Source organism: Leptolyngbya sp. FACHB-711, from assembly GCF_014695615.1.
Classification (GTDB): Bacteria; Cyanobacteriota; Cyanobacteriia; order Elainellales; family Elainellaceae; genus Leptolyngbya_A.
Window position 1 is genome coordinate 1 of record NZ_JACJOR010000211.1, and the last position, 6,666, is coordinate 6,666.

Annotated in this window: 4 protein-coding genes and 2 pseudogenes; 4 read left to right on the forward strand and 2 right to left on the reverse strand. The window is 49.1% G+C overall.

From position 1 onward, the window contains the following. Together H6F80_RS07965 and H6F80_RS07970 are read right to left on the reverse strand one after the other, a co-directional pair. A pseudogene (locus H6F80_RS07965) lies at positions 1-267 on the reverse strand (hypothetical protein); the annotation flags it as partial. A 260-nt stretch (positions 268-527) separates the two neighbouring features. Continuing rightward, positions 528-2,900 carry a helix-turn-helix domain-containing protein gene (locus H6F80_RS07970; protein WP_190791046.1) on the reverse strand — a complete coding sequence of 791 codons (2,373 nt, stop codon included), beginning with the start codon at positions 2,898-2,900 and terminating at the stop codon, positions 528-530. 188 nt (positions 2,901-3,088) lie between these two features. Between H6F80_RS07970 and H6F80_RS07975 the strand changes: the two genes are divergently transcribed. From H6F80_RS07975 to H6F80_RS07990, 4 genes and pseudogenes are all read left to right on the forward strand, one after another. Beyond that, positions 3,089-4,087, forward strand: coding sequence for a ferritin-like domain-containing protein (locus H6F80_RS07975; RefSeq protein WP_199296443.1), 999 nt, complete (start codon positions 3,089-3,091; stop codon positions 4,085-4,087). Further along, the gene (uppS, locus tag H6F80_RS07980) at positions 4,074-4,883 is read left to right on the forward strand and encodes an undecaprenyl pyrophosphate synthase (RefSeq protein WP_518523543.1); all 810 of its coding nucleotides are present in this window, start codon (positions 4,074-4,076) and stop codon (positions 4,881-4,883) included. The genes H6F80_RS07975 and uppS overlap by 14 nt, the downstream gene beginning before the upstream one ends. 216 nt (positions 4,884-5,099) lie before the next feature. Then, positions 5,100-5,913 (forward strand): annotated as a pseudogene (locus H6F80_RS07985) (IS5 family transposase). 168 nt (positions 5,914-6,081) lie between these two features. Beyond that, on the forward strand, positions 6,082-6,402 hold the full coding sequence (locus H6F80_RS07990) for a hypothetical protein (protein WP_190791047.1): 321 nt from the start codon (positions 6,082-6,084) through the stop codon (positions 6,400-6,402). Positions 6,403-6,666: the final 264 nt, after the last annotated feature.

Genomic DNA, 6,666 nt, shown 5'->3' on the forward strand with positions numbered 1-6,666 from the left:
GGAAGCTCCATAAGACTCTTTGAAAGTTACCTGTTGACCTGTCTTTTCTTTCCATTCTGCTTGAAATGCTGGAATGATTTTGGAATACAGCGGCTTCGCGACTCCATAAGACACAAAGGTCAGTTCAACAGCAGGGGGAGTTCCCGTCGCCTGGGTCTGGGAGGATGTATCCTGCCCTGCTTGCCCAGACTGTTGAGGTTGAGTACAAGCCGTCACTAACAAACCCGCTGTAAACAGCGAAGCATACAGCACAGAGCGTCTTTTCATAACTCTCTCTCGATAACGAATGATCTAGAGGTTTCTGTGAGACTTGCACAGCGTAACCTACTTTCAAATAAGATACACCGAAAAGCCGACCAACAAATGTGAGTTTCCAAGATTGTTCAGTTGGTATAAAACTCTCAGAACTAAGTACTCATCCCTTCTGATTGAGAATGTTGCTCTGAAACTGTCAGAACTAGGTACTCAATTCGTGGCTTTTTTACAAATTTTCATCATTGTAAGCTTTCTCTTTCACCTTCTAGAAGTCACTTGAACTGAATCTGTAGTTGAATCCTTTCAATCTGTCCTGTTGCTTGCATTTGCCTAAACAATCGTAATGCCTGCTCTAATGAGTGCTGACACAGTTGCGATTCACCGATCGCCTGGTAGGTGAGTCCCAATTGAAAATGAGCATTTGCCAAATCGCAAACAGCTCCGATTGTATCGAGCAGCGCGATCGCCTGTTTGTGGTACATCAGTGCATTGTCTAAAGCCTGCTGGCGGCGACAAAGTTCTGCGAGTCCATTCAGCGTCTTTGCTTTGACCTGGGTGTAATGACTTTCTTCTGCAAATTTCAAGGCACGATCGTACATTGCCTGTGCGCGCTCAAACTCCCCTAAATTTGTGTAGGTTTGCCCTAGAATCTGAATGAAATAGGCGAATCGTCCGGTTTGTTCGATCACTTTCTCAGCCAGAATAGATTGATAGGCTGTCTCTGCTAAGGAATAGGCGGCATCGGCTTGCCCTAGATAGGAATGGGTTAGGGCTAAACAGACCGATGCTTTTTCTGCCCAAGGATGATGGGCGGTGTTTTGCGCTCGGTCGATCACCTGCTGAAAGAGTCGGGCGGCGATTTCCAGTTCCCATAAGTCTATCTGGTATAGCCCAATGCTCAGGAGTGAATCCACTTCTAGCATCCGAAGATAGTAAACGGTGTGCTGGTTTCGGGTAATGAAAGAGAGCTTTTGCTGAGCAGCATCCACCAGCCCAATTGTTTTCTCCTGACAGGCGATCGCTTCCTGAATGCGACCCGTAATCCAATACAAATCTCCCAGGATGTTGTAGAGTTCGCTGAGTTTGGCGGGAGATTGAATGTTAGGGATCACTTGGACGATCGCGGTCAGGACGGGTTGCAGCAATCCCATGCGGTAGAGAGTACTGCCTAGAGGTAAAAACTGCCGCCACTGATTCGTCCGGCTTTTGAGAATGACGCTCCCCGCTGCTTCAAAGTCCCCAATTTCGATGTAGTGGTAGTGTGCCTCCAGAGCTTGCAGCGCGTCTTGAACGGTCTCAATCGTCAAGACTTGAGTCGTCCAAAATTCTGCGGCTTTGCGGTGGCTGATTTCCCAGTCTGGACTGGCACGCAACCGGGCGAGCGCCTCCGCTTGAATCACAGGATGCAGCCAGTATTTGCCTTGTTCACACTCCACCAGCGATCGATCCCGCAGCCCAGTCATTACCTGCCGTCGTTGGTTAGTCGGTACATCCCAAAGTAAACACAGCGCTCCTTCCGAGGGAACCGCCGGCATTTCCTGATAGCGGTAGCATCCCAAGCGGCAAAGCAATTGATAGGCAGCCGGATCTAATGCTTGCAGGCGATCGATCTGATTGATCACTAAATTTCTTAAGTCTCGTGTTGCCAGCAAGTCCTGCTGATTTTCCTGCCAGTAGGTTGCCATGTCACCATTAAAGTCTTCAGCAATAGCACCACACAAAATCCCCATTGCTTTGGCATTGCCACCATAGGCATGATGTATTTGCCCCAGGGTGGGCAGATCGATCGCCGTTTGGCGACTGAAAAAGGTTTGCCACGCCGCGAGATCGAGCCGGGGTAGCTTGTAGTGTTCTACTGCCAGATCGGGTTCACATAAGCGATCGCGACTCGTCATTAGTGTGACAGACTGAACTCTAGCATCTGATAGGACTCGCAGTAGCTCAACATAGGCACGATGGGGTGGAATGAACCGACCTTCTGCGTCCAGCGCAGGTTCCAGGTTGTCAATCAGGATACCGATTCGCCGCTGATGCAGTTGGCGTTTTAAGCGTCCCAGCGAAATTCCCCATTCCGATCCCGGTTCCTGCTGGAAGTCCTGTTTTAACCACTCCTCAACAATGCGTTCAACCGAGGTAATATTTTGCGTTTCTTTTGCCATCAGCAGTTCCAGCACTGCTTCAAATCCTTGCGTTTGGAGATAGTGCTGTGCCAGCGTCGTTTTGCCTAAACCGCCTTCGCCCTGAATGACAATGACTCTACAACCCTGCTGCACGAGATGATCCAGATGCGCGATTGCCGCTTCCCGACCCAGAAGAGTTTTGGACGGGGGGCGATCGTTCACCAATGCCTGTGCAGGGAGGAATGTTGCCGAAACCTCAGACAGCGTGTGGAGATACCGCTCCAGAACAACTCGACAGGTGCTTTTGGTAATGCGCTCGCCCAATAACCCAGACAGCACCTTCCATAGGTGAGCACTCACATCCTTGATGTGTCCCTCAGTATAACCAGAATGCGCTGCAATCTCCGGGTACTTTTGCCCACGCAGCACCTTACCCAAAATCTCCTTTTGCAGGACGCTAAGCCGTTTTCCAGTTTTTCGAGCGAGTAGCTGATCCACCCATACCAGTGCCATTTCAGCTTCCATTGCGGAATAACTGATGAAGTTTTTTACACATTCTACTGAATCAGTCCGGCCAGTGTCTCTATCCCCAACTTTTCCGACTTTTCCGACTTTTGCACAGGTTCAATGGGCGACTGTCCCCGACTGACGCGAAGCAGATGGATTGCTTAAGCTGTGAACGATCGCAATCAAATCTTCGACGGAATTATCCTATGACGATCGACCTGCCACTAATGCATAACAACAAATTGCATTACATCAAATCAGCTTCTCTCGATTTTTCTAGCTCTCCCACTCAGCAGGATTTAAGTGATTTGCTCAACCATTATTTTTCAATCGCTCACCTGAACGATCGCCTTCAGGATTTACCGAATCAGTTTCACCACCCTCAACCCCGCCCCTGGAAACCGATCGACTGGCAGAGAATTGCCCTGGATCAAATTGTGGGGATACAGCCCCAGGCGTTTCTGTCGATTCTACGAGGGGCGATTGACACAGAAGCCCCAATTCGGGGTTATACCCAAACCAGTCGCCAATATCTAGAACCGATCGATTCCCGGATGGCTCGCTTTGTCGGAGGAGTGGTCGCGGCAGACGGTCAATTGCTAGAACCAGGTCTTTGGGAAAAAGAAGAGCGGCAACACACACCCGCGTTGCTCAGAGTTTATACCCAACTTGCAGGGAGAAAAATAATTCCTCAGCCCCATGCAGTTCGAGCCTATCACTCTGTGGCTAGCCCAACGATTGCGCTTTACCGTCACGGGCTGCACCGGGTTGCGACTGAATATGGAGCTGCCTGCCTTTATCTCTGGTTGATGGCCCATACGACTGGACCTTTGCAAGCGGTGCTGCATGAACTGCTGCTGGATGAAATCAACCACATGGCAAAGTTTTGGGGCTTTGGCGTTTGGGCATACCCAAATTCATCGCTCCCCTGTGTTGGCTGGACCTTGCTACAAACGATGAAGGGGCGAATCGGTTATCAGCGCGATCGCAGTAGCTTGGTGGGCACGCTTCACCGCATGACTGAGGTATTGGGATGGCAAGCCTGGTCTGCAACAAACCGATGGACATTTGCCTTGACCTGCATCCACGCGCTGCGGCTTCTAGGTCGCTGGAACCAAGGTCTGACTCCAGCCTTTTTGCAGGACTTACTGGGTGAAAGTCCCTGTCATTCAGTGAGGAGAATTTTAAATCATGACGATGAATGAGCGAAACTTTTTAGCCTTACCAGCGGATCTCGATCCGCAACGGTTGCCTTGCCACATTGCCGTCATCATGGATGGAAATGGACGTTGGGCAATGCAGCGAGGATTGCCTCGGTTTGCGGGACATCGGCAGGGAGCCAGAGCGTTGAAGGAACTGTTGCGCTGCTGCAAGGATTGGGGCATTTCTACGTTAACTGCCTATGCATTTTCCACCGAGAACTGGCAGCGTCCGCGGTCGGAAGTTCAGTTTCTCATGGGATTGTTTGAACAACTGCTCCAGCGCGAGTTGGTAGAAATGCAGCGAGAAGGCGTCAAGATTACTTTTATTGGCGATCGATCAAACCTTGCCCCGTCGCTTCAGCAGGAAATGCACCGAGCCACGCAGGAAACTGTCCACAATTGCAACGTTCATCTCAATGTTGCAATCAACTATGGAAGTCGAAACGAACTGATCAATGCCTGTCGTCAGCTTGTCCAACAGGTTCAACAGGGAACGCTACATCCCACAGAAATTGATGCTGCACAGCTAGAGGAACAGCTTTATACAGCAGGACATCCTGATCCAGATTTGTTCATTCGCACGAGCGGCGAAATGCGTCTCAGTAACTACCTGCTCTGGCAAATCGCATACACAGAACTTTATTTTACCGATGTGCTATTTCCCGACTTCGATCGCAAAGCACTGTATTGCGCCTTGCTGCATTATCAGGAACGCGACCGCCGCTTTGGAAGAGTTGCTTTGACTGTGCCGCAAAACTTTCTGAATGACAAACAAAATGAGGCAATAGGGATGGTTTAGCCAGTACTACAAGGGGCAATCCCCAGTTCTCGGTCAAACGGAACAGCGCGGTTTCCCACCCAGCGATTGGGGCAGCATCCGACCCGACGTTTCCATTCCACTCACCCCACCCACGTCAGGATGCAATGCTTGAAAAAGCCTTTGCTAAAAATCTATCCGAAAACCCCCAGAGCTGTGAGAGGATCGCAGCGGCTCTATTTCAGCGTTTAGAACTCCATGAGCTTCACAGACATTGACCCCACTTTTCTGCTGCCCGACCCAGTCTGGGAACGGGTAAAAGCAGCCATTCTACTCGAAGCTCCAAAGCCGAAAGGATGACGCCAGAATGAATGATCGCAAAGCCTTAAATGCCGTATTCTATGTGCTGCGAACCGGATGCTAGTGGAACGCTTTACCTCGTTGTTTAAGTGCTTCTAGTACCGTTCATGATCGTTTTCAGCTGTGGGTTGAGCAGGGCGTGTTTGAACGCATGTGGGAGTTGGGGTTAGAACAGTATGCCGAGGCGGTTGGCATCGACTGGGAGTGGATGGCGATGGATGGTGCAATGGTCAAAGCACCGTTGGGGGAAAAAGCAACGGGAGCTAATCCCACTGACCAAGGGAAGTTGGGCACCAAACGCAGTCTGTTAACCGATGGTAAAGGCATCCCACTTGCAATCGCCATTGAAGGAGCCAATCGTCATGACATGAAGATGACCGAAATGACAATAGCAGCACAACGCATTATTCCCGGTGACACTGAAGTTTGCAATCTGTGTTTAGACAAAGGGTATGACTACCATAAAGTGCGAGAGATTGTTAAAGCCTGGGGATATGTGGGACATATTCCATCCCGGGATAAAGGAAAACGAATCATTCATGATATTCCCAACTACCGAGCAAGACGATGGGTCGTTGAGCGAACACACGCATGGATGAATTGATCTCGACGCTTATTGATTCGTTGGGAGAAACATAAAGAAAACTATCTGGGGATGATTCACCTCGCTTGTGCATGCATTGTGGTGAGAGCAATACGGGTGTTCGGATAGGCTTTTAGTACCCAGGTGGGTAATAGCATTAGCTGTGCAGGTTCGTCAAGATTAACAGTAGAAACTCAGAGGTCACGTGAATTTGAACTTTGATTGAGTCACGTTTATCAAAGTTTTGTCTTGACATTACTGAGCTTTCTAAAACTGCTACAAGAAGGAGGATGAATCATGAAATTTCAAGAAGTTCTCGATCGGGCGTTAGCTGATAGAACCTTTGCTGAAAGGCTCAAAAAGCAGGCTGAAAGAGTTTCTCGCGAAGGTGTTGGCTCAGAAGCGTGGGAAGTCGCAATGAAAAATTTTGCTGAAACGCCAGAAGAGCTAGCTCAGTTAAAAAACCTGCGTTTAACAACGGGTGGAGCCCAGAACACCACGACTACGACCACGTTTACAGCTACAACCACAACCTTAGTCTGCACTTTCACAACCACAACCACTTTCACGACCACGACAACCGATTTTCCTATTGGGATTGAGTCTTCCCAAGACTAAATAGCAAGCTGAAATGAGTTTTTTCCACTCTACTAAGGTATGAGGGGATGTAGGGGCACAGTTTCCATGCAGGGACATCACTCCTGCATCCCATTTCTTGTACGACCTCAGCTTTGAAAGGGCTGTAGTTTTGTGTTAATCATCCGTGATCTAAAAGGGTTGCGGATTTACTAATAATGCTGTCGAAATTTTGTTTTTAGTTGCTTAAGCAAGAGGAAAAAGATGAGCAGTAAGACACTGAGTAGAACGTCGAAAAAATGCATC